Origin of the sequence: Pseudomonas sp. VI4.1 (assembly GCF_002029345.1) — a bacterium.
GTDB lineage: Bacteria > Pseudomonadota > Gammaproteobacteria > Pseudomonadales > Pseudomonadaceae > Aquipseudomonas.
The window spans coordinates 60,269-82,480 of record NZ_MULM01000185.1 but is presented as its reverse complement, the minus strand read 5'-3'; the positions used below and the strand labels follow the sequence as shown (position 1 = coordinate 82,480).

At 59.9% G+C, this 22,212-nt stretch carries 20 protein-coding genes; 10 read left to right on the top strand and 10 right to left on the bottom strand.

The window, feature by feature from the left end; genetic code table 11:
• Nucleotides 1-158 precede the first annotated feature (158 nt).
• Nucleotides 159-1,052: a GTP cyclohydrolase FolE2 gene (gene folE2 / locus BZ163_RS33685; protein ID WP_128874556.1), complete on the bottom strand. Its 894-nt coding sequence runs from the start codon at nt 1,050-1,052 to the stop codon at nt 159-161.
• A gap of 112 nt (nt 1,053-1,164) precedes the next feature.
• On the opposite strand from folE2, the gene zigA reads away from it, so the two are divergent.
• Complete coding sequence (zigA, locus tag BZ163_RS33680) at nt 1,165-2,373, top strand: zinc metallochaperone GTPase ZigA (RefSeq protein ID WP_128874555.1); 1,209 nt, start codon at nt 1,165-1,167, stop codon at nt 2,371-2,373.
• Nucleotides 2,373-3,047 (top strand): DUF1826 domain-containing protein, encoded by a 675-nt coding sequence (locus BZ163_RS33675; protein ID WP_128874554.1) that lies wholly within the window; start codon nt 2,373-2,375, stop codon nt 3,045-3,047. The genes zigA and BZ163_RS33675 overlap by 1 nt, the downstream gene beginning before the upstream one ends.
• Before the next feature lie 18 nt (nt 3,048-3,065).
• Here the strand turns inward: BZ163_RS33675 and BZ163_RS33670 are convergent, their stop codons facing one another.
• On the bottom strand, nt 3,066-3,422 hold the full coding sequence (locus BZ163_RS33670; protein WP_128874553.1) for an NADH:ubiquinone oxidoreductase: 357 nt from the start codon (nt 3,420-3,422) through the stop codon (nt 3,066-3,068).
• Nucleotides 3,423-3,448: 26 nt separating this feature from the next.
• Between BZ163_RS33670 and BZ163_RS33665 the strand changes: the two genes are divergently transcribed.
• A complete protein-coding gene (locus BZ163_RS33665) occupies nt 3,449-4,414 on the top strand; it encodes a GTP-binding protein (protein ID WP_128874552.1) in 966 nt (321 codons plus the stop codon).
• Between the two features lie 91 nt (nt 4,415-4,505).
• Here BZ163_RS33665 and BZ163_RS33660 read toward each other — a convergent pair whose 3' ends face one another.
• Nucleotides 4,506-4,919, bottom strand: a complete 414-nt coding sequence (locus BZ163_RS33660) for a DUF3301 domain-containing protein (protein ID WP_128874551.1) — start codon at nt 4,917-4,919, stop codon at nt 4,506-4,508.
• A gap of 117 nt (nt 4,920-5,036) precedes the next feature.
• Here BZ163_RS33660 and pdxY point away from each other — a divergent pair, with 117 nt between their 5' ends.
• The gene (pdxY, locus tag BZ163_RS33655; protein WP_128874550.1) at nt 5,037-5,909 is read left to right on the top strand and encodes a pyridoxal kinase PdxY; all 873 of its coding nucleotides are present in this window, start codon (nt 5,037-5,039) and stop codon (nt 5,907-5,909) included.
• Between the two features lie 164 nt (nt 5,910-6,073).
• Here pdxY and BZ163_RS33650 read toward each other — a convergent pair whose 3' ends face one another.
• Nucleotides 6,074-6,556, bottom strand: a complete 483-nt coding sequence (locus tag BZ163_RS33650) for an acyl-CoA thioesterase (RefSeq protein WP_128874549.1) — start codon at nt 6,554-6,556, stop codon at nt 6,074-6,076.
• Between the two features lie 284 nt (nt 6,557-6,840).
• Between BZ163_RS33650 and BZ163_RS33645 the strand changes: the two genes are divergently transcribed.
• Nucleotides 6,841-8,604, top strand: a complete 1,764-nt coding sequence (locus BZ163_RS33645) for a cation:proton antiporter (protein WP_128874548.1) — start codon at nt 6,841-6,843, stop codon at nt 8,602-8,604.
• A gap of 23 nt (nt 8,605-8,627) precedes the next feature.
• Here the strand turns inward: BZ163_RS33645 and BZ163_RS33640 are convergent, their stop codons facing one another.
• The 3 genes from BZ163_RS33640 to uvrD all read right to left on the bottom strand — a co-directional run bounded on the left by BZ163_RS33640 (nt 8,628) and on the right by uvrD (nt 12,526).
• A complete protein-coding gene (locus BZ163_RS33640; RefSeq protein WP_128874547.1) occupies nt 8,628-9,035 on the bottom strand; it encodes an SMI1/KNR4 family protein in 408 nt (135 codons plus the stop codon).
• A 136-nt stretch (nt 9,036-9,171) separates the two neighbouring features.
• Nucleotides 9,172-10,044, bottom strand: coding sequence for a Tim44 domain-containing protein (locus tag BZ163_RS33635; protein ID WP_128874546.1), 873 nt, complete (start codon nt 10,042-10,044; stop codon nt 9,172-9,174).
• A gap of 298 nt (nt 10,045-10,342) precedes the next feature.
• Nucleotides 10,343-12,526 carry a DNA helicase II gene (uvrD, locus tag BZ163_RS33625; protein ID WP_128874544.1) on the bottom strand — a complete coding sequence of 728 codons (2,184 nt, stop codon included), beginning with the start codon at nt 12,524-12,526 and terminating at the stop codon, nt 10,343-10,345.
• Nucleotides 12,527-12,784: 258 nt separating this feature from the next.
• Here uvrD and BZ163_RS33620 point away from each other — a divergent pair, with 258 nt between their 5' ends.
• On the top strand, nt 12,785-15,658 hold the full coding sequence (locus BZ163_RS33620; protein WP_128874543.1) for an EAL domain-containing protein: 2,874 nt from the start codon (nt 12,785-12,787) through the stop codon (nt 15,656-15,658).
• Nucleotides 15,659-15,793: 135 nt separating this feature from the next.
• The gene (gene hexR, locus BZ163_RS33615) at nt 15,794-16,660 is read left to right on the top strand and encodes a transcriptional regulator HexR (RefSeq protein WP_028620399.1); all 867 of its coding nucleotides are present in this window, start codon (nt 15,794-15,796) and stop codon (nt 16,658-16,660) included.
• 76 nt (nt 16,661-16,736) lie between these two features.
• On the opposite strand, the gene BZ163_RS36215 is transcribed toward hexR, so the two are convergent.
• A complete protein-coding gene (locus BZ163_RS36215) occupies nt 16,737-17,009 on the bottom strand; it encodes a hypothetical protein (protein WP_256579197.1) in 273 nt (90 codons plus the stop codon).
• Between BZ163_RS36215 and BZ163_RS33610 the strand changes: the two genes are divergently transcribed.
• Entirely contained in the window at nt 16,914-17,126 is a 213-nt protein-coding gene (locus BZ163_RS33610) for a PA3496 family putative envelope integrity protein (RefSeq protein ID WP_128874542.1), read from the top strand. The genes BZ163_RS36215 and BZ163_RS33610 overlap by 96 nt on opposite strands.
• Here the strand turns inward: BZ163_RS33610 and BZ163_RS33605 are convergent.
• Nucleotides 17,068-18,030, bottom strand: a complete 963-nt coding sequence (locus tag BZ163_RS33605) for a LysR family transcriptional regulator (protein WP_128874541.1) — start codon at nt 18,028-18,030, stop codon at nt 17,068-17,070. The genes BZ163_RS33610 and BZ163_RS33605 overlap by 59 nt on opposite strands.
• Before the next feature lie 190 nt (nt 18,031-18,220).
• Between BZ163_RS33605 and BZ163_RS33600 the strand changes: the two genes are divergently transcribed.
• Together BZ163_RS33600 and oadA are read left to right on the top strand one after the other, a co-directional pair.
• Nucleotides 18,221-19,636, top strand: coding sequence for an acetyl-CoA carboxylase biotin carboxylase subunit (locus BZ163_RS33600; RefSeq protein WP_128874540.1), 1,416 nt, complete (start codon nt 18,221-18,223; stop codon nt 19,634-19,636).
• An 11-nt stretch (nt 19,637-19,647) separates the two neighbouring features.
• Nucleotides 19,648-21,456: a sodium-extruding oxaloacetate decarboxylase subunit alpha gene (oadA, locus tag BZ163_RS33595; protein ID WP_128874539.1), complete on the top strand. Its 1,809-nt coding sequence runs from the start codon at nt 19,648-19,650 to the stop codon at nt 21,454-21,456.
• A gap of 77 nt (nt 21,457-21,533) precedes the next feature.
• Here oadA and BZ163_RS33590 read toward each other — a convergent pair whose 3' ends face one another.
• Nucleotides 21,534-22,205: a GNAT family N-acetyltransferase gene (locus BZ163_RS33590; protein WP_128874538.1), complete on the bottom strand. Its 672-nt coding sequence runs from the start codon at nt 22,203-22,205 to the stop codon at nt 21,534-21,536.
• Nucleotides 22,206-22,212: the final 7 nt, after the last annotated feature.

Genomic DNA, 22,212 nt, shown 5'->3' with positions numbered 1-22,212 from the left:
AGACGTTGGTCGTGCCCGGAAATATGCTGTTCCAGCCAGGCCAGGTCGTTGTTCGGGCTGTACGTGCTCGCTGATTACCGCTGTGCCAAAAATATAGAGGTTTTATCGACGTAGGCAGATTTCGCGATTAGCGGTAGATCAATAAGTTGTGTTCCGGATCATGCCTCCCAGTTCCACCGGGTTTCAGCGACCGCGTCATGGGCGTGCAAGCTTTCGGCATGGACGACCTGGATGTGAAACGCGTTGGTGCCAGGTGTACGTTTCAGGGCCATGTGCAAGCGTCGGGCAGCATCTTCACAGAACATCAGGTTCTGACCGTTGGCCAAAGCGAAGGCTTGTTCGTCGGCCCGCTTTACTGCGGTTTGTACAGCAGTGCCGAGCGCAGCTTCTACCTCATTGATGATCGCGACCAGCGGCAGTTCGTCCAGATGCGTGCCCAGACGAATGCGCAATTTCGCAGAGCTGCGTTGGCTATGGGGTGTCGCAACGATACCTTTGGTAGAGCCAAGCCATGCCAAAACCTCGGCGTGTTGCAGTGCCTTGTTGGCGAAGTCATCAACGAATTGCTGCTGAATCAGTTGACGGGCAAGCGCCGCCGAACATGGGCAGGTCGAGGAATAGGTCACGTCGATTTTTAGTTCCACGTGGAACATCGCGTTTTTCAATTGTGCTTCGATGCTGACCGGGTAGCTTTTCCAGCCCGACAATGGGCTGACTAGTGCTGACCTTTTCAGCAGCAGCTCGGTATGAATCTTCAGGTAGGCGCTGGTGGAGAGACCTTCGTGACTCTTCAGAAAGCGCTGCAAGACTTGCCTCAGCAACCCAGGCGTGAGGTTTTCCTGTTCAAGCATTTCGAGCGCAAGGTACAACCGTGACATATGAATGCCACGCGCCTCGCCATCATCGAGGCTGACGCCGGCATCGACCTTTGCGCCAAGGCGCTGGCCTTCGAATGAAACAGGAAGAGCAATGCCACACATGCCCACCCGCTCTAGGGGCAGGGCTTGGCGTGAGGCCTGCGCGGCGATATCTGGCAGAGTGAGCGCGTTCATGAGCAGGTCCATCGTGGAAGTCGAGCTTGTATGTTATGTTATTACATTAGATGCGACCACGCCTTTTTCAAGCCCGACGATTTGATCGGGTATGCCCTGTGAGGAATCCCCGATGCCCAACCGTCTTCCTGTCACCGTTCTGTCCGGCTTTCTCGGTGCTGGCAAAAGCACATTGCTCAACTACGTGCTACGTAACCGCGACAACCTGCGGGTCGCCGTGATCGTCAACGACATGAGCGAAATCAACATCGATGGCGGCGAAGTCCAGCGCGACGTCAGCCTGAATCGCGCTGAAGAGAAACTCGTGGAAATGAGCAACGGCTGCATCTGCTGCACCCTGCGTGAGGACTTGCTTGAGGAGGTCAGCAAACTCGCCAAGGAGGGTCGGTTTGATTACTTGCTGATCGAATCCACCGGTATTTCCGAGCCATTGCCGGTGGCGGAGACCTTCACGTTTCGTGACGAAGACGGGCAGAGCCTGGCTGACATCGCCCGGCTCGACACCATGGTCACGGTGGTCGATGGCATGAATTTCCTGCTCGACTACCAGGCTGCCGAAAGCCTCGCTTCCCGTGGTGAGACATTGGGCGATGAGGACGAACGCTCGATCACTGATCTGTTGATCGAGCAGATCGAGTTCGCCGACGTGATCCTGATCAGCAAGATCGACCTGATCAGCAGTCGCGAGCGTCAGGAGCTGATCGCGATCCTTGAGCGGCTCAATGCCCAGGCGCAAATCATCCCGATGGTGATGGGTGAAATCCCCTTGGAGAAGATACTCAACACCGGTCGCTTCGACTTCGAAAAGGCCGCCCAGGCGCCTGGCTGGTTGCAGGAACTGCGCGGCGAACATGTGCCAGAGACCCAGGAGTACGGCATCGCTTCCAGCGTCTATCGAGCGCGCAGGCCCTTTCATCCACAGCGTTTCTTCAGTTTCATCGACCGGCCGTGGGTGAACGGCAAACTGCTGCGCTCCAAGGGTTTCTTTTGGCTGGCCAGCAAGCACATGGATGCCGGTAGCTGGTCTCAGGCCGGTGGGTTGATGCGCCACGGTTTCGCCGGGCGCTGGTGGCGTTTCGTGTCGAAAACCCAGTGGCCGCAAGACACGGAAAGCACGGCGGCGATTATGCAAAACTGGACAGACGACGCTGGCGATTGCCGGCAGGAACTGGTGTTCATCGGCCAGAACATCGACTTCGCGCTACTCGCCGCGGAACTTGATGACTGCTTGCTGACTGATGATGAAATGGCGTTGGGTGTCGAGGGTTGGAGGTTGCTGGCCGATCCGTTCGGCCCCTGGCATGAGAAGGAAGCTGCGTGATGGAGGCGCTGAAACCCGTGGGAGCGAGCCTGCTCGCGAAAGCGTCCTGCCGAACCCGGCATCAACATCAGGGTGCCACCCCGGAGGCCTTGATCAGAATCCTTGAAGACGATGTAAACCTCGCCGTCTGGAATCGCCAGCTCCCGGCGCATATCGCTGATTTCGGTCGCCTGCTGTTGTCCCTGAACGAACCGCTGGCGCAAGCGCTTTCGTTTGAACTGGTTGACGATGACGCACAACCCGGCCTTCAAGGATTGGCTTCGGGCTTTCGCGATCTTGAAGGCTACGAAGGCTTCATTGCCGACGTTTCGTGGCTGGCCCGCGCCTTTGCCTGCCTGTTGGGCGCCAAACGTATTGGTCTGCGCCTCAGGGCCCTGGACAAGGCCATGTGCCCACGTTTCCACGTTGATCATGTGCCGGTGCGGCTGATCACCACCTATGCTGGTATCGGCAGCCAGTGGCTGCGCGAAGGGGTGATGGATCGCCGCAAACTGGGCCAGCCTGAAGCCGAGCCTGGCGTCGACTTGCAGGTCCAGCAGATCGACAGCGGCGACGTGGCGCTGCTCAAGGGCGAGAAGTGGCATGGCAACGAAGGCTTCGGCCTGATCCATCGCTCTCCATTACCCGCGCCGGGTGAGCGCCGCTTGATCCTCACCCTCGACTGGCTGAGCTAGCGAATGACGGCTTACGGCTTACGGCTTGAGCCAGGTTCCCTGGCTCTGGGCTTCGCAAAACGGCTGCAGATACGCCGCATCGGTGGCCACGCCGTAATAGTGAATGTCCTGGTGGTAAGGCATATTGGCTACTTGGGCGTTGCTGCAGACGCCGAAGGCTCCGGTTGCGCATTGGTCGACGTACTGCACCTCAACGTTCTGCCCGGGCAGGTTGGGTTGGCAGAAACCGTCGGCGAACAGTTTCTCCGGGATGGTGCGGTTCTGCTGACAGACTCTGACGTCGAGCCGTTCAGCCGTACTATGTACCACACATGCTTGTGCCAACACTTCGCCTGAAACGAGTGCCAACAGCAAAGACAATCCCATCAACCGCATTCATTACCTCCTAGAAAATACCGACCATGTTGCAGAACATTCCGACCCACGTCATCGCCGGCCCATTGGGCGCCGGCAAGACCAGCCTGATCAAGCACTTGCTGGCGCAACGCCCGGCGAACGAGCGTTGGGCGGTGTTGATCAACGAGTTCGGCCAGATCGGCCTCGACGCTGCACTGCTGACCCGGGACATCGAAGGTATAGCACTGGGCGAAGTGGCCGGGGGCTGTTTGTGCTGCGTGAATGGTGCGCCGTTTCAGATCGGTCTCGGGCGCCTGCTGCGCAGGGCGCGGCCGGATCGATTGTTCATCGAGCCATCGGGGCTGGGTCATCCGGCGCAGTTGCTCAGGCAGTTGGGTGAAGCGCCGTGGCAAGGGGTGCTGGCGGTTCAGCCTTGTGTACTGGTACTGGATGCCCAGGCGCTTGCTGTCGGCAAACCGCTGCCTGCCAGTCAACAGGAGACGTTGAACAGGGCAGGGTTGCTGCTGTTGAACAAGTCCGAAGATCTCGATGCCGCTGACAGGCAGCGTATCGCCGCGCTACTGCCCGCAAGTCGGCTGTACTGGACGCAGCAGGCCGTGTTGCCGTTGAGCGAATTACCCGGGTTTGCAACCCAGGCTGTGGCGGGTGTGGATAACTTCAGGGTGCCTCAGGGACTGGCGCAGATGCCGGCGGTCTGGAGTGACCCTGCATTACCGATTTGCCTGAGTCAGGATCAGGAGGGCGGTTGGAGCATTGGCTGGCGTTGGCATCCGAGTCAGGCATTCGATGCGGCGCTGGTTGGCCAATGGCTGGAAAGCCTTGCCTGGCGGCGGGCGAAGCTGGTTATCCACAGCGTCGGCGGCTGGGTATCGGTGAATGCACTGGATAATTCGGTACTGGAATGGCGGCCCAGTGAGTGGCGGCGGGATTCGCGGATCGAGTTGATTTTCAGTGAACCGCAGGATGTTGATTCGTTGCAGAGGGCTTTGGCGGAATGTCGATTGGGTTGAAGATCAAAAAATCCAAGAGCAAAAGATCGCAGCCCGCGGCAGCTCCTACGGGGGAATGCATTTCAAAAATCAGGAGCCTGGGAGCTTTGATTTATGGGCGCCACTTGGTGTGTTCCTGTCGCCATTGGCTCAACTCGATGACCTCGGCACGAGGCTTCACCACCTCGGCCACCGCAGGCGTATCGTCGAATGGCATGGGGTAGGGCGCCAGTTCGATCTGTGCGCTGTGGGCCCCGAATTGAGTGATCGTGCCGTTGTGTCGGGTTTCGCCGGTCACGGTGAATTCGAAGTTATACACGCGGGCCAGACGCCGCCGACCGTTGGCGTCTTTGATGAAGGCGATTTTTTTCAACGCCACGTTGCCGTCCAGCAACTCGATTCCGAGCTTGCTGCAATGCTGCATGACCCGCTCCAGCGCCCGCTCGCGCATGCCATGGTTGTGCCATAGCCACGCGCCGCCAGTGGCGAGCAGCATCAGCACAAAGATATTTCCGAGGGTCAGCATGAAAGGTTGCTCCAACAAGATAGTGTCAGCTTAACTGCGTCGCCGGTCTGTCGTACAGGCTGTGTTTCGTCGCATACTGCGCGGCTTGAATTTCCAATGTTTTACGGAACTCGCCGAATGAAACGTACGCCCCATCTGCTCGCCATCCAGTCCCACGTGGTGTTCGGCCACGCTGGCAACAGCGCCGCTGTTTTTCCGATGCAGCGGGTCGGGGTGAATGTCTGGCCGCTCAATACCGTGCAGTTCTCCAACCACACCCAATATGGCCAGTGGACCGGTGACGTGCTGGCCCCGCATCAGATTCCCGAGTTGGTGGAAGGGATCGCAGCGATTGGCGAACTAGGCAACTGCGATGCCGTGTTGTCCGGTTACCTGGGCAGTGCGGCCCAGGGCCGGGCCATTCTGACGGGGGTGGCGCGGATCAAATCGATCAATCCCAAGGCGCTGTATCTGTGCGATCCGGTGATGGGCCACCCGGAGAAGGGGTGCAGTGTGCCGGCGGAGGTAAGCGATTTCCTGCTGGAAGAAGCGGCCGCCGTGGCGGATTTCATGTGCCCGAACCAACTGGAACTGGACAGTTTCTCCGGGCGCAGGCCGCAGTCCCTGTTCGATTGCCTGGCCATGGCGCGAGCACTGCTGGCGCGTGGTCCGAAAGCGGTATTGGTCAAGCATCTGGCCTATCCCGGCAAGCCGGCAGACGTTTTCGAGATGCTTTTGGTGACCGGAGAGGGCAGCTGGCACCTGCGTCGTCCCATGTTGGCATTTCCCCGTCAGCCCGTGGGTGTTGGCGACCTGACCTCCGGTCTGTTCCTGGCGCGCGTCCTGTTGGGCGACAGCCTGGTGGCGGCGTTTGAGTTCGCGGCGTCGGCCGTGCATGAAGTGCTGCTGGAAACCCAGGCCTGTGCCAGCTATGAGCTGGAACTGGTGCGAGCGCAAGACCGCATTGCTCATCCGCGGGTGCGGTTCGAGGCGATGGCGATCAGTCTCTGAATTTGGCGTTGAACCCATTCGCGAGCAGGTCGAATCGTCGCACCGTCGCTCCCACATTGATCTTCAGCGGGCACGAGATATGTGAACGATGGAGATCCCCTGTGGGAGCGACGGTGCGACGATTCGACTTGCTCGCAAAAGCTATCTGAAGCCGATAACAGGCTTCAGGCGTCGTCCTTGATTTCCTGGTAACGCTTTTCCAGTTCCTGCCGGATCTGCCGACGCTGCTGGGCCTGCATGAAACGACGCTTGTCTTCGCTATTCTGTGGTTGCAGCGGCGGGACTGCCGCCGGTTTGCGCTGGTCATCCACCGCGACCATGGTGAAGAAGCAGCTATTGGTGTGGCGCACAGAGCGCTCGCGGATGTTCTCGGTCACCACCTTGATGCCCACCTCCATCGAGGTGTTGCCGGTGTAATTGACCGAGGCCAGGAAGGTCACCAGTTCGCCGACATGTATCGGCTCGCGAAAAATCACCTGATCCACCGACAAAGTCACCACATAGCGGCCGGCATATCGGCTGGCGCAGGCGTAGGCCACTTCGTCGAGGTACTTGAGCAGGGTACCGCCGTGAACATTGCCAGAAAAATTGGCCATGTCGGGGGTCATCAATACCGTCATCGACAGCTGGGCGTTTCCGGGTTCCATAGCGTTCTCACGGGTCAAGGCAGGTTTTCGGAAGGGCGCACCTCTGCGGGTGCGTGGTCGGTTTTTTCAAACCACAGTTATCGGGACGCCGGGCGGATGATCGCCGTCACGCTCCAACGATCTGTTTCCATATATTGCACCGCCTTTCTGCCGGAAGTCGCGGTGTTACCCTTCAAATGCCTGCCCCAAGGGCAATTCCTACCTGTAAACCGGATTTTTACTCTGCTCAGTCAGGCCTGTCCCGGGGTTGGCGCTTGAGCAATCGCGACCAAGGAGCCCACACCATGCATGCCATCAGTTTTATTCAGGACCTGGCAGTGATCATGTTGGTTGCGGGTGTGGTGACGGTGCTGTTCCATCGCTTCAAACAGCCTGTGGTCCTCGGGTATATCGTCGCCGGCTTCATCATCGGCCCGCACACGCCGCCGTTCGGCCTGATCCACGACGAAGAAACCATCAAGACCCTCGCCGAACTCGGGGTGATTTTCCTGATGTTCTGCCTGGGCCTGGAGTTCAGCCTGCGCAAGCTGTTCAAGGTGGGCGCCACGGCGTTCATCGCGGCATTCCTGGAAATCGTGCTGATGATCTGGATCGGCTACGAGATTGGCCGCTGGTTCGACTGGAACACCATGGACTCGCTGTTCCTCGGCGCGATCCTGGCGATTTCCTCGACCACCATCATCGTCAAGGCCCTGAATGACCTGAAGATGAAGAACGAGCGCTTCGCCCAGCTGATCTTCGGCGTATTGATCGTCGAAGATATCCTCGGTATCGGCATCATTGCCTTGTTGTCGAGCATCGCCGTCAGCGGCACGGTCAGCTCCGGTGAAGTCTTTTCCACGGTCGGCAAGCTCTCGCTGTTCATGATCGTCGCGCTGGTCATCGGCATTCTTCTGGTCCCGCGACTGCTGGCCTACGTGGCGAAATTCGACAGCAACGAGATGCTGCTGATCACCGTGCTGGGGCTGTGCTTCGGCTTCTGCCTGCTGGTGGTCAAACTCGAATACAGCATGGTGCTCGGGGCATTCCTGATCGGCGCGATCATGGCTGAGTCCCGGCAATTGCTGAAGATCGAACGCTTGATCGAGCCGGTACGCGACCTGTTCAGCGCCATCTTCTTTGTTGCGATCGGCTTGATGCTGGATCCGATGATCCTGCTGCAATACGCTTGGCCCATCGCGGTCATCACCGTTGCCGTGGTACTGGGCAAGATGGTGTCCTGCGGCCTCGGCGCTTTTATCGCCGGCAACGACGGACGCACCTCACTGCGGGTCGGGATGGGGCTTTCACAGATTGGCGAATTTTCCTTCATCATCGCCTCGCTGGGCATGACCTTGCAGGTCACCAGTAACTTCCTCTATCCGGTGGCCGTGGCAGTGTCGGTGCTCACTACGCTGATGACGCCGTACTTGATTCGCGCGGCTGACCCACTGTCAATCAAGCTGGCGGCGGTGATGCCGCAACGCCTGAGTCGGGTGTTGGGCATGTACGGCGAATGGTTGCGCAGCATTCAGCCTCAGGGCGAGGGCGCGCTGCTGGCGTCGATGATTCGGCGGATCCTGTTGCAGGTGGGGGTCAATCTGGCGCTGGTGATTGCGATTTTCTTCGCGGGCGCGTACTTCGCCGAGCGCATTTCCGCTTACCTGCAAGACTGGATCAGTGACCCGAGCTGGCAGAAAGCGTTGATCTGGGGTGGGGCGCTGCTGCTGTCGCTGCCGTTTCTGATCGCCGCCTATCGCAAGCTCAAGGCGCTGTCGATGCTACTGGCGGAGATGGGGGTGAAGCCGGAAATGGCCGGACGCCACACACAGCGAGTGCGACGGGTGATCTCCGAAGTGATCCCGATTCTCTCGCTGCTGGTGATCTTCCTGCTGTTGGCAGCCTTGTCGGCCAGTATTCTGCCGACCAACAAGTTGCTGGTACTGATCGTCGTCGTCGCGGCCGCCGTGGCGGCGCTACTCTGGCGCTGGTTCATCCGCGTGCATACGCGCATGCAGGTGGCCTTGCTGGAAACCCTGGACAACCACAAGGATTCGCCGGGGCATTGACCACTGGGGGCGCGTCAGACGGCTCAGCTTTCCAGCCAGACGTCCCGCGCCCAGTGCCATACCGATTCCCAGGTTTCTTCGGCAATCAGCTCTTCATCGGCCAGCCACAGCACCACGGTGCCGTCTTCTTCGACCAGGTAGTAGTTGTCGCCGTCCTGGCAGATCGGGATCATGCTGCGATCGATGCCGGCATCCCAGGCGTTTGCGGCAACGTCCGGCAGGTAGGTGTGGGATTGCGGGTCGGTGACGGTCACCGGCTCCAGGCTGCCGTAGACCACGTCGCTGACGGTCAGCAAAAATTCTCTGAAGACAAACGGAATGTCGATGAACAGTTGTTCCTCGATTTCTACCAGTTGATCTTCGTCGGGCAGCTCCAAGGGGACCGGTACCGGTTCGTTGGCTTCACGCAGTTGTTCGATGATTTCTTCCACGTCCGGGATCCTCTTGCTGATGGCGCGGTTTAGTTGGGGCGGTTTATACAGTAGCTCGCTATAGATGCAACCGCGAAATAGAAAACCCCGGCCTGGGCCGGGGTTTTTTTATGGGACAGGTTTAACGCAAGTCGGTTCAGCCGTTCTGGCGGATACCTGCGACCAGCCAAGGCTGGTTCTCGCCCTGCGGACGTTCCATGTTCCAGCTTTCGCTGAACACTTCGCCCTGGTCGAAGCGCGAAGTCTTCGACACACCGCTGAAGGTCAGGGTGGCGATGGTCTTGTCGGCGCGATCATCCACGCCATCCAGCTGGACGTTGAGGTTATCGATGTAGGTGGACTGGAAACCTTCGCCCAGCTCGGCCCGTTCGCGCTTGAGGAACTCGAGCAGTTGCGGGGTCACGAACTCGGAGATCTTGTCCATTTCGTTGGCGTCCCAGTGCTGTTGCAGGGACTGGAAATGGTTGCGGGCGGCTTCAATGAAGTTCTTTTCATTGAACCAGGCCGGGGCATTGATCACCGGACGAGCGGCTACAGGGGCTGCCGAACCGCCGAAGATCGAACCCATGGCTGCTGGCTTCTGCTCGAACGCTTCACGCTGCATCGGCGCGCCAGCCGGAGCCAGGTGCTCCTGCTGCTTGCGGCGACGGGCGGCGATGAAACGGAAGACCAGGAAGGCGATGACCGCCATGATCAGGATATCGAAGATCTGCATGCCTTCGAAGCCGCCACCCATGAACATGGAGGCCAGCAGGCCACCGGCAGCGATGCCGGCCAGAGGGCCGAGCCAGCGCGAAGCACCGCCAGCCTTGGCGGCAGCGCCAGCGGCACCGGCGGCGCCCGCAGTGGCGGCAGCACCGCCTGCGGCAGAAGAAGGAGCCATTTGGCTGGTCTGGTGAGTCGGCGCAGCGCCGGAACTCTTGCCGCCACCAAAGCGCTTGGCGTTGGCGTCGAGGCTCATCGTCAGGCCGATGCACAACGCCATGGCGATGCTAAGAAAACGTTTCATAAAGGGAATTCCCATTTGTGGAAGGCACGCGCGCCATGTTGCACAGGTGAAGTGTTACTGGCTAGCGGCAGATTGTTTCGGGCTTTTGCCTGACAGGTTTCGTTCAGCTTCAGTCAGGTCAATAAGGCCTGTTAACTTTGGTCTGTAGGATTTGTGATTTGGTTCTGTAGGAATGAATTCTGTAGGAGCGAGCTTGCTCGCGAAAAACGTCAGGACAACGCACTCACCCAGAATGAACGCGTCACCGTTGACGACCTTCGCGAGCAAGCTCGCTCCTGCAGAAAGCCGAGCGCGGGCGTCAGATCGCTTCCAGTTTGGCGTAGCCAAGCATCAGCCACTTGCTGCCTTCGCTGAAGTTCACCTGGACCCGGGCCTGAGCCCCTGCGCCTTCGAAGTTCAGGATCACGCCGTCGCCGAACACTGAATGGCGTACCGTCTGGCCCAGACTGAACCCGGTGTCCGGGATCTCGCTGCCACCAAACAGACTGCTGGAACTCTGCTGCTGACCGCCGCCGAACGGACGGCTGACGCTGTTGGACAGGCGCACTTCCTGGATCAGACCTTTCGGTATCTCCCGTACGAAACGCGACACCTTGTTGTAGGTCTCGCTGCCGTACAGGCGTCGGGTTTCGGCATAGGTCATCACCAGGTTCTGCATGGCCCGGGTGATGCCGACATAGGCCAGGCGGCGCTCTTCCTCGAGACGGCCGGGTTCTTCCAGGCTCATCTTGTGCGGGAACAGGCCTTCTTCCATGCCCACCAGAAATACGTAAGGAAATTCCAGGCCTTTGGCGCTGTGCAGGGTCATCAGTTGAATGCTGTCTTCGTGCTCGTCGGCCTGGGTATCCCCGGCCTCCAGCGACGCATGGCCGAGGAACGCCGCCAATGGCGACAGGTCTTCATCTTCTTCCGCGTTTTCGAAGTTGCGCGCGGCGCTGACCAGTTCCTCAAGGTTTTCTACCCGGGCCTGGCCTTTCTCGCCTTTTTCCGCTTCGTGGTAGGCGATCAGCCCCGACTGCTCGATGACGGTCTGGGTCATCAGGTGCAGGGGCATTTCCATGCATTTGGCGGCGAGGTTCTCGATCAGCTCGATAAATGCCCCGAGAGCGCCCGCGGCGCGCCCGGTCAGGCCTTTATTGGCGACCAGCAGGCGCATGGCTTCCCACATCGACACATCGCTGTGACGGGCATGGTCGCGGATCGCTTCGACAGTTTTCTCGCCGATGCCACGGGCCGGAACGTTGATCACCCGCTCCAGCGCCGCATCGTTGCCGCGGCCTTCCAGCAAGCGCAGGTAGGCCATGGCATTCTTGATTTCAGCCCGCTCGAAAAAGCGCTGGCCGCCGTAGATGCGGTACGGAATACGCTCGCGCAACAAGGCTTCTTCCAAAACGCGCGATTGGGCATTGGAGCGGTACAGAATCGCGATATCACTGCGCAACAGGCCGGTTTTCAGCGCACTTTGGATGGTTTCCACCACATAGCGCGCTTCATCATGCTCGTTGAACGCGGCATATAGATTGATCGCTTCGCCTTCACCGCCGTCGGTCCACAACTCCTTGCCCATGCGCCCGGTGTTATTGGCGATCAGGGCGTTGGCAGCCTTGAGGATCCCGGCGGTAGAGCGGTAGTTCTGCTCAAGACGAATGGTCTCGGCATCGGGAAAATCGTCGGAATACTGATAAATGTTCTCGATTTTCGCGCCGCGCCAGCCGTAGATGGACTGATCGTCATCGCCGACCACCATCAGGCTGTCGCCGCCCTTGGCCAGCAGACGCAACCAGGCGTACTGCACGGCGTTGGTGTCCTGGAACTCGTCCACCAGAATGTGTCGGAAGCGCTTTTGATAATGCGCGAGCAAGCCTGGGTTATCGCGCCACAGGTCGAGGGCGCGCAGCAGCAATTCGGAGAAGTCGATGACACCGGCGCGCAGGCACGCGGCCTCATAGGCTTCATAAATGCTGCGCATGGTGGCCAGGAACAAATCGCCGCTGGCCTGGATGTGTTGCGGGCGCAGACCTTCGTCTTTCTGCCCGTTGATGAACCACTGGGCCTGACGGGCCGGCCAGCGTTGCTCGTCCAGGCCCAACTCGCGGATCACCCGCTTGACCAGTCGCTGCTGGTCGTCGCTGTCGAGAATCTGGAAAGTCTGGCTCAGGCCGGCTTCCTGCCAATGCGCCCGCAACAAGCGATGCGCCAGGCCGTGGAAGGTGCCGACCCACATGCCGGCCGGGTTGATACCCATCAACTGTTCGATGCGATGACGCATCTCGGCAGCGGCCTTGTTGGTGAAGGTTACCGACAGGATCGAGTGGGGCGAGGCGTTTTCGACCTGGATCAACCAGGCGATACGGTGCACCAGCACTCGGGTTTTACCGGAACCAGCACCGGCCAGGACCAACTGACGACCCACGGAGGCAGCTACGGCCTGGCGTTGGGCATCGTTGAGGGAGTTCAGCAGAAGGGAGAGATCATCGCGCATCAGGGCATTCTAGGGGGCGGCGCGACCCCGGGCAAACCCCGCTTTGCTTCAGGCGATGAAAGTCATGTGCAGGACGACCGGTCGGTCAGCGGCTGCAAGCGTTGGCGGGACTCGCCTGGACGCTTTTACGGCGGGGAAAGCAGCGGATATTTTTAGCTGTTTTATGACCTGGGGCTGTTTGGCCCGGGCAGTTGCTTGTGTATGCTCCGTGCACGTTTCGGGCTCATGCTCACTATTATAAGAACAAGAACTTTGCCTATGACCCTCAGCTCCGACCTGTCGGGCCCCGCGGTGGATCCTCGGGTTATCCGCAAACAGTACGCCATGGAAATGGCGGTCGAACGCACGCGCCTGCTGTATCAAGGCTCATTGCTGCCCACGCTGTTCATGTTGATCAATGGCCTGGTCTGCGCCTGGTTGCTCTGGAGTCCGCAGCGCTACTTCCTGGTCAGCGTCTGGCTGGTGTGGTTGTTGTCGTTGGTGGCATTGCGGGTGATTCAGGTCGCGGCCTTCGACTCGGCGATTCCCAATCGCCAGGCCCATCCGATCTGGCGCCGCATGTTTTTGCTGGGTTCGGCCCTGACCGGCCTGACCCTGGCCGGCGCCGGCATTGCGCTGGTCCCTGGCGACAACTTCATCCAGCAAGCCTGGGTATTCGGTCTGATCGGAGCGGCTGCGCTCTCGGCCAGCGTTGCCTACGCGGTCAGCCTGCCTGCCTTCCTGTCCTTTACCTTGCCCTGCCTGTTGCCGGCCATCGGCTATCTGTTCTGGGGCGGCGATGAGCAGGGACAGGGTTGGGGCTGGTTCGGCCTGATTCTGCTGGGCGCGTTGAGCGTGGTCGCCTGGCAGGTCAATCGGCTGATCGATAGCGGACTGTTGCGGCGCTTCCAGAATCAGGCACTGATCGAGCACTTGCAGCAGGCTCGAAGCGAAGGCGACCGGCTCAATCACAAGCTCGCCAAGGAAATCGACCAGCGCCGTCGAGCCGAAGACGAATTGCGTGCGATTCAAACCGGGCTGGAAGGCCGCATCGCCCAGCGCAGCCTGGAGCTGGACTCCGCCAATCAGGCCTTGAGCAAAAGTGAAGCGCGACTGGCGCTGGCGTTGAAGGCCAGTGAGCTGGGGTTGTGGGACTGGAACCTGAAAACCGATGAAGTCCACCACACCCATCTCCAGGAGCTGTTCGGCCTGGAGCCGGAGTTTGTCACGGCGATGCTGCGCCACCTCAAGCCGCGCCTGCACCCCGATGACTTGCCGTCGCTCAAGCGCGCGCTGGTCGAGCATTTGAAAGGCCGCAGCGAGGATTATCAGGTTGAGTACCGCGTGCGCCATGTCGATGGCCATTGGGTGTGGATCGAAGACCGTGGTCGAGCGGTTGAGCGCAGTGACAACGGCCGGGTCATCCGCATGGTCGGCACCCGCCGCGACATCAGCGTGAGTAAAAGCCTGGAAGTGCAGCGGCAACTGGCAGCGACCGTGTTCGAGGCCGCCAGCGAAGGCATCGTGATTTTCGACCCGAACTACGCGCTGATCGCCGTCAACCAGGCGTTCAGTCGAGTCACCGGCTATGCCATCGAGGACATGCTCGGGCGCAATGTGGTCGACTTGCCCTGCAGTCGTGATGCCCGCCGGCACTATGCGACGATCCATCAGGCGCTGGAGCAACAGGGGACCTGGCAAGGCGAGCTGGTGGAAACCCGCAAGAACGGCGAGTTGTATCCGCAATGGCTGCAACTGAACACCGTACGCGATGCTCGGGGAAACGTAAGCCATATTGTGGGCTTCTTCGCCGATTTATCGGCGCGACGGCAATCTGAAGAGCGCATGCGCTACCTGACCCATTACGACGAGCTCACCGGCCTGGCCAACCGATCGCTATTTCGCGAGCGGCTGAGCGAAGCTCACCAGCGAGTGCGCCAAGGCGGCTACCGCAGCCTGGCATTGCTGCACATCAACCTGGATCGTTTCAAACTGCTCAACGACAGCCTGGGCCATGAAATCGCCGATCAGTTGTTGCAAAAAATAGCCCGGCGCCTGGTCAACGCGCTGCCCGAGGCGGACACCATCGCGCGTTTGTCCGGCGACGAGTTCGCCGTGTTGTTCAATGCCTACGGCAACCTCTCGAGCCTGGCGCGAGTAGCGACGCGCTTGTCGTCCAAGTTGCGTACGCCGATGACCGTCGAGGGCCACGAATTGGTGGTGAGCGCTTCAATGGGCATCAGTCTGCTGCCGGACAACGCCCGGGAAGTTTCCGCGCTGGTCAGTCAGTCGAACATCGCCATGCAGCATGCCAAGCACTTGGGCGGCAACAATTTCCAGTTCTACACCGACAGTCTGCAAGCCAGCACGCTGGAACGCCTGCAGCTGGAAAATCAGCTGCGCAAGGCCATCGAAGAAAAGCAATTGAAGGTGTTTTACCAACCCAAGCTGTGCCTCGCCACGGGCCGGTTGAACGCTGCCGAGGCGCTGGTGCGCTGGGATCACCCAACCATGGGTAGCATCCCGCCAGGGGATTTCATTGGGCTTGCCGAGGAAACGGGCCTGATTGGCCCCATTGGCGAATTCGTGTTGCGCCAGGCCTGCTGGCAAGCCTGCGAGTGGCAACGTCAGGGGCTTGCGCCGATTCGCATGTCGGTCAACCTGTCGGTGCATCAACTGCGGCATGGCAAGCTGGTCAGCCTGGTGCGACAGGTGCTGGAAGAAACCGGCCTGGCGCCGCACAACCTGGAGCTGGAGCTCACCGAAAGTCATCTGCTGGACAGCGTCGAGCACATTATCGCCACCTTCCAGCAGCTGCGAAATCTTGGGGTAAAACTGGCGATTGACGATTTTGGTACCGGTTATTCGTCCCTGAGCTACCTCAAGCGCATCCCGGTGGATTACGTGAAGATCGATCAGGCGTTTATCCGTGGCCTGGGGGAGGGCACTGTGGATGCGGCGATTACCCGGGCAATCATTGCCATGGCCCATGGCCTGTCGTTGAAAGTGGTGGCTGAAGGGGTGGAGCGGCCGGAGCAGCTTGAGTTTTTGAAGGCTGAGCGCTGCGATGAGGTACAGGGCTATCTGATCAGTCGGCCCGTAGAGGCCGACGGCCTGTTGCAACAGCTGCGTGCGGACGCGAAGCCCTTGTAAGGGCTACATGGAGCGCGCAAGGCGTGAAACGGGGGCATCGAGTTACGCATTGAGCAGGCAAAAAGACGATTCTTGTAGTATAACTACAAGCTTGCTACATCCCCGGCACCTGCCAATAACAAAGAGTCGATCCCTTTGAATCTGCTGCAACACATCGCCCAGTCTCGCCACCTGTTACGCAAGTCGGAGCTCAAGGTCGCCGACCACGTGCTGCTTGACCCTGCGGCAGTGATGCACAGTTCCATGGCCGACCTGGCCCATAGCGTGGGGATCAGCGAGCCGACGATTGTGCGGTTCTGCCGCGCCATCGGGTGCTCCGGGTTCCAGGATTTGAAGCTGAAGCTGGCGCAGAGTCTGGCGGCGGGTGCGAGCTTCGGGCAGTTCGCGATCCATGAAGACGATTCGGTCGCTGACTACAGCCTGAAAATCTTCGACACCACCCTGCACACCCTGATGGAGGTCCGCGAGCGGCTCGATCCGGTGGAGTTGCAGCGGGCCGTGACGCTCATGTCCCAGGCCCAGCGTGTGGAGTTCTACGGCTTTGGGGCGTCGGGTGCGGTGGCGGCGGATGCCCAGCACAAGTTTTTCCGCTTGCTGCTGACCGCTGCGGCCTATTCCGACCCGCACATGCAGGCGATGTCGGCGGTGACCCTGAAGCCGACCGACGTGGCGATCTGCATTTCCCAGTCCGGGCGCTCCAAGGACCTGTTGATCACCGCCAACCTGGTGCGTGAAAGCGGCGCCTCGCTGATCACCCTGTGCCCGAGCCAGACACCCTTGGCCGAGCTGTCGACGGTCAATCTGGCGATCGACGTGCATGAAGACACCGAAATCTATACACCGCTGACTTCGCGCATCGCCCACCTGGTGGTGATCGACGTATTGGCGATGGGCGTGGCCATGGCGCGCGGGCCGAGCCTGGTCAATCACCTCAAGAGCGTCAAGCGCAGCCTGCGCAGCTTGCGACTGTCGCCCAAGTCGGTGAAAGCGCTGGACGACTGATTCTGACCCCAGATGGCTGGAAGGTCGTTCCGACCTTCATTCGCGGGCAAGCCCGCTCCCACAGGGTTCATGGTGCTCACACATTTTGTGCAACACAGTCGATCCCTGTGGGAGCGGCGGTGCGGCGATCCGACTTGCCCGCGAAGGCGTCCTCTAAAGCGACAACTTTCATCTGCCTGTAACCCGCAAGCCGCCAAACCGTCATCCCCCATGCCCATCCTGTAACTCCCGTCATCGCCTTGGGAGACTCGAAATGGCCCAGCCCTACGAAGAACGCAACAGCGCCGTCAGAACCCGTCGCCAGCAGGAAGACCAGCGCCGCATGGAATTTCGCCGCGCCATCGAAGATCGTTGCGAACGCCGCCAGCTGCTGGCCGAGATTGGCGACTTTCCCGACGAACTGGAACTCAACTACTGGCAGGCAGCTCCCGCGGCTTCCCGTCGAAACGCTCAACCAGGGCGCTGATCTGCAGCCGCTCGCTGCGGATAAACGCAAGGAACGCGTGCGCCACCGGTGACAGTCGCTTGGCCTTGGCCTGCACCAGGCACCAGCTGCGATACAGCGGCAGCTCTTCGACCGGCAACTCGATCAGGCCGCCGGTCGCCAATTCAAGGTTCAGGGCGTGGCGCGTCAACAGCGCCAGGCCCAGACCCGCCGACACACATTCGCGTTGCGCTTCGGCTGACGAGACCTCCTGGGTCTGGTTGAAGTGCACACGTTTCTCCTTGAAATACTCTTCACAGGCCAGCCGTGTTCCGGAACCGGACTCGCGCAGCAGGAGTGTGTAAGGTTCCAGGTCCTGCAAGCGTAGAGGGCCCATGCGACACAACGGATGATCCGGTGGCGCCACGGCGACGATCGGGTTGTTGAGGAACGGCAGGAATTCCAGGCCCATATCCTGCGGCACCATGGACATGATCACCAGGTCATCGCGATTATCGGAAAGACGTCGAATCACTTGCCCCCGGTTGACCACCGTCAGTTGCAGGTTCACCTCTGGATGCTGGCGCTTGAACGCGGCAAACAGATGCGGCACGAAATACTTGGCGCTGGATTCCACCGCCAGTTTCAGTTGGCCCTGCAACGAGCCTTGCATGTCCGAGAGCTGCATATCGAGGTTTTCCAGGCGGCCGAAAATGTCCCGACTGGCGCGCTGTAAAGCCTCGGCCGCTTCCGTCATGTAGAGTTTTTTGCCTACGTAATCGAACAAGGGCTGACCAATCAGCTCCTCGAGTTGACGAATCTGCAGGCTGACGGCAGGTTGTGTGAGCGACATTTCTTCGGCTGCACGGCTGTAGGACCTCAAATCACAGACTTCGTTGAAGATCTGCAGCTGACGCAATGTCAGACGCATCAAGGACTTACGCATAATTAAAGGTCTCCGTCGGCAGACTGATGCGTCAACTATAAGTCTTTACTTATGCATGACCCAATAATTAATCATTTTTGTTAATCCCTTGTGGGGGCTAGTGTGGGGCTGCGACTAAATTGAAACATTTGGTCACGCGTCGACCTGGTCTAGCAGGTCGTGGGTACCACCGGCTCAAGGGAACCTCCAAGTGATAAAAAAGATCCTGATCGCCAACCGTGGTGAGATTGCCGTAAGAATCGTGCGTGCCTGCGCCGAGATGGGCATTCGCTCGGTCGCGGTCTATTCCGACGCCGACCGCCATGCCCTGCATGTGAAGCGTGCGGACGAAGCCCACAGCATCGGTGCCGATCCGCTGGCCGGCTACCTGAACCCGCGCAAGCTGGTGAACCTGGCTGTGGAAACCGGCTGCGATGCCTTGCACCCAGGCTACGGTTTCCTTTCGGAAAATGCCGAACTGGCGGAGATCTGCGCCGAGCGCGGTATCAAATTCATTGGCCCGTCGGCTGAAGTGATTCGCCGCATGGGCGACAAGACCGAAGCTCGCCGCAGCATGATCAAGGCTGGCGTGCCGGTCACCCCGGGCACTGAAGGCAATGTTTCGGGGATCGAAGAAGCCCTCGTCGAAGGCGAGCGCATCGGTTACCCGGTGATGCTCAAGGCCACTTCCGGTGGTGGCGGTCGCGGCATTCGTCGCTGCAACAGCCGCGAAGAACTCGAGCAGGCGTTCCCCCGCGTGATCTCCGAAGCCACCAAGGCGTTCGGTTCGGCGGAAGTGTTTCTGGAAAAATGCATCGTCAATCCGAAACACATCGAAGCGCAGATCCTCGGCGACAGCTTTGGCAACGTGGTGCATCTGTTTGAGCGTGACTGCTCGATCCAGCGCCGCAACCAGAAGCTCATCGAAATCGCCCCGAGCCCGCAACTGACCCCGGAACAGCGCGCCTACATCGGCGACCTGTCGGTGCGTGCGGCCAAGGCCGTGGGTTACGAAAACGCCGGTACCGTGGAGTTCCTGCTCGCCGAGGGCGAGGTGTACTTCATGGAGATGAACACCCGGGTGCAGGTGGAACACACCATCACCGAGGAAATCACCGGCATCGACATCGTCCGCGAGCAGATTCGCATCGCGTCCGGCTTGCCGCTTTCGGTGAAACAGGAAGACATCCAGCACCGCGGTTTCGCGCTGCAATTCCGGATCAACGCCGAAGACCCGAAAAACAACTTCCTGCCGAGCTTCGGCAAAATCACCCGTTACTACGCGCCCGGCGGTCCCGGCGTGCGTACCGACACGGCGATCTACACCGGTTACACCATTCCACCGTTCTATGACTCCATGTGCCTGAAACTGGTGGTCTGGGCGCTGACCTGGGACGAGGCGATGGACCGTGGCTTGCGAGCTCTGGACGACATGCGTCTGCAAGGGGTCAAGACCACCGCCGCGTACTACCAGGAAATCCTGCGCAACCCGGAATTCCGTAGCGGCCAGTTCAACACCAGCTTCGTTGAAAGCCACCCTGAACTGACCAACTACTCGATCAAGCGCAAACCCGAAGAGCTGGCCCTGGCCATCGCCGCCGCCATCGCCGCCCACGCAGGCCTGTGAGGAATAAAACAATGTCCAAGAAGATTCATGTAACCGACACCATCCTGCGCGACGCCCACCAATCGCTGCTCGCCACCCGCATGCGCACCGAAGACATGCTGCCGATCTGCGACAAGCTCGACAAAGTCGGCTATTGGTCGCTCGAATGCTGGGGCGGCGCGACGTTCGACGCCTGCGTACGTTTTCTCAAAGAAGATCCGTGGGAGCGCCTGCGCCAACTGCGTGCCGCATTGCCTAACACGCGTCTGCAAATGCTATTGCGTGGTCAAAACCTGCTGGGCTACCGCCACTACAGCGACGACGTGGTCAAAGCCTTCGTCGCCAAGGCAGCGGTCAACGGCATAGACGTGTTCCGCATCTTCGATGCCATGAACGACGTACGTAACCTGCGCACGGCCATCGAGGCGGTAAAAGCCGCCGGCAAACACGCTCAGGGCACCATCGCGTACACCACCAGCCCGGTGCACACCATCGACGCGTTCGTGGCCCAGGCCCGGCAAATGGAAGCCATGGGTTGCGACTCGGTGGCGATCAAGGACATGGCCGGTCTGCTGACTCCTTACGCTACTGGCGAACTGGTCCGGGCGTTGAAATCCGAGCAGTCGCTGCCCGTGTTCATTCACTCGCACGATACCTCTGGCATGGCCACCATGTGCCAACTCAAGGCTATCGAAAACGGCGCCGACCACATCGACACCGCGATCTCCAGCTTCGCATCCGGCACCAGCCACCCTGGCACCGAATCGATGGTCGCTGCCCTTAAAGGCACCGAATTCGATACAGGCCTGAACCTGGAACTGCTGCAAGAGATCGGGCTGTACTTCTACGCCGTGCGCAAGAAGTATCACCAGTTCGAAAGCGAATTCACCGCTGTCGACACCCGCGTGCAAGTCAACCAGGTACCGGGCGGGATGATTTCCAACCTGGCCAACCAGTTGAAAGAGCAGGGCGCCCTCAACCGCATGAGCGAAGTGCTGGCGGAGATCCCGCGGGTTCGCGAAGACCTCGGCTTCCCGCCGCTGGTGACCCCGACTTCGCAAATCGTCGGCACCCAGGCGTTCTTCAACGTGCTGGCCGGCGAGCGCTACAAGACCATCACCAACGAAGTGAAACTTTACCTGCAAGGCGGCTACGGCAAGGCGCCAGGCACCGTGAACGAACAACTGCGTCGTCAGGCGATCGGCAGCGAAGAGGTGATCGACGTCCGTCCAGCTGACTTGCTCAAGCCGGAAATGACCAAGCTGCGTGCCGAAATCGGCGCCGTGGCCAAGTCTGAAGAAGACGTGCTGACCTACGCCATGTTCCCGGACATCGGGCGCAAATTCCTCGAAGAACGCGCTGCCGGCACCCTGACTCCAGAAGTGCTGTTGCCGATTCCGGAAGCGGGCGGCGTGACCTCCGCCGGTGGCGAAGGCGTGCCGACCGAGTTCGTCATCGACGTCCACGGCGAAACCTACCGCGTCGACATCACTGGCGTTGGCGTCAAGGCGGAAGGCAAGCGTCACTTCTACCTGTCCATCGACGGCATGCCGGAAGAAGTGGTGTTCGAACCGCTCAACGAGTTCGTCGGCGGCGGCAGCAGCAAGCGCAAGCAAGCGACTGCACCGGGCCACGTCAGCACCACCATGCCAGGCAATATCGTCGACGTGCTGGTCAAGGAAGGCGACATGGTCAAAGCCGGCCAGTCCGTACTGATCACCGAAGCGATGAAGATGGAAACCGAAGTCCAGGCAGCCATCGCCGGCAAAGTCACCGCCATCCACGTGGCCAAGGGCGACCGGGTAAACCCGGGCGAAATCCTGATCGAGATCGAAGGCTGAGTTAACAGCCTCGATTCAACGCTTTAAACCTCGGGGGGGGCATGTGCTCCCCTTTTTTTATGGGTTCGGCACAGCCCCTAACCGCGGCACTCAGCCAGGGTTTTCACCTGCCCCGCATCCGTCTGGTTCTCATCGGACAGCCATCGTTCAAATCCCGCACCAATCGCTGGCCATTCCGCGTCCACAATCGAATACCACGCGGTATCCCGGTTCTGCCCCTTGACCACCATGTGCTGGCGGAACACCCCTTCAAAGCTGAACCCCAGCCGTTCGGCTGCGTACTTGGAGCGGGCGTTGCCGTTGTTGCATTTCCACTCCAGGCGCCGGTAACCCAGATCAAAGGATGCCTTGGCCAGCAAATAAACCGCCTCGGTGCTTTTTGGCGAACGCTGCATCGGTGCGCCGAAGGTCACGTGGCCGATCTCGATTCGGCCCTGTGACGGCACGATCGACATCAGGCTGAGGATGCCTTGCACCTCGCCGTTGGCGCGATCGATCACGCTGAAGAAATACGGGTCGCTGTTGGCCGCATGATTATTCAGCCAGTCATTGAATGCACCGCGCTCCGGGAAGGGTCCATAGGGTAAATAGTCCCACAGCTTCGGATCGGAGCCTGGGCCTTGCAGGGCATTCCACAAGCCGTCGCCGTGGCGTGCCGGGTCGAGTTTTTCCAGGCGGATGAAGCGCCCTTCGATCGTTTGAACCGTCGGTGCCGGAACGCCTTTCCAGTCCGCGAGTGAAGTCGTCATGCTGTGC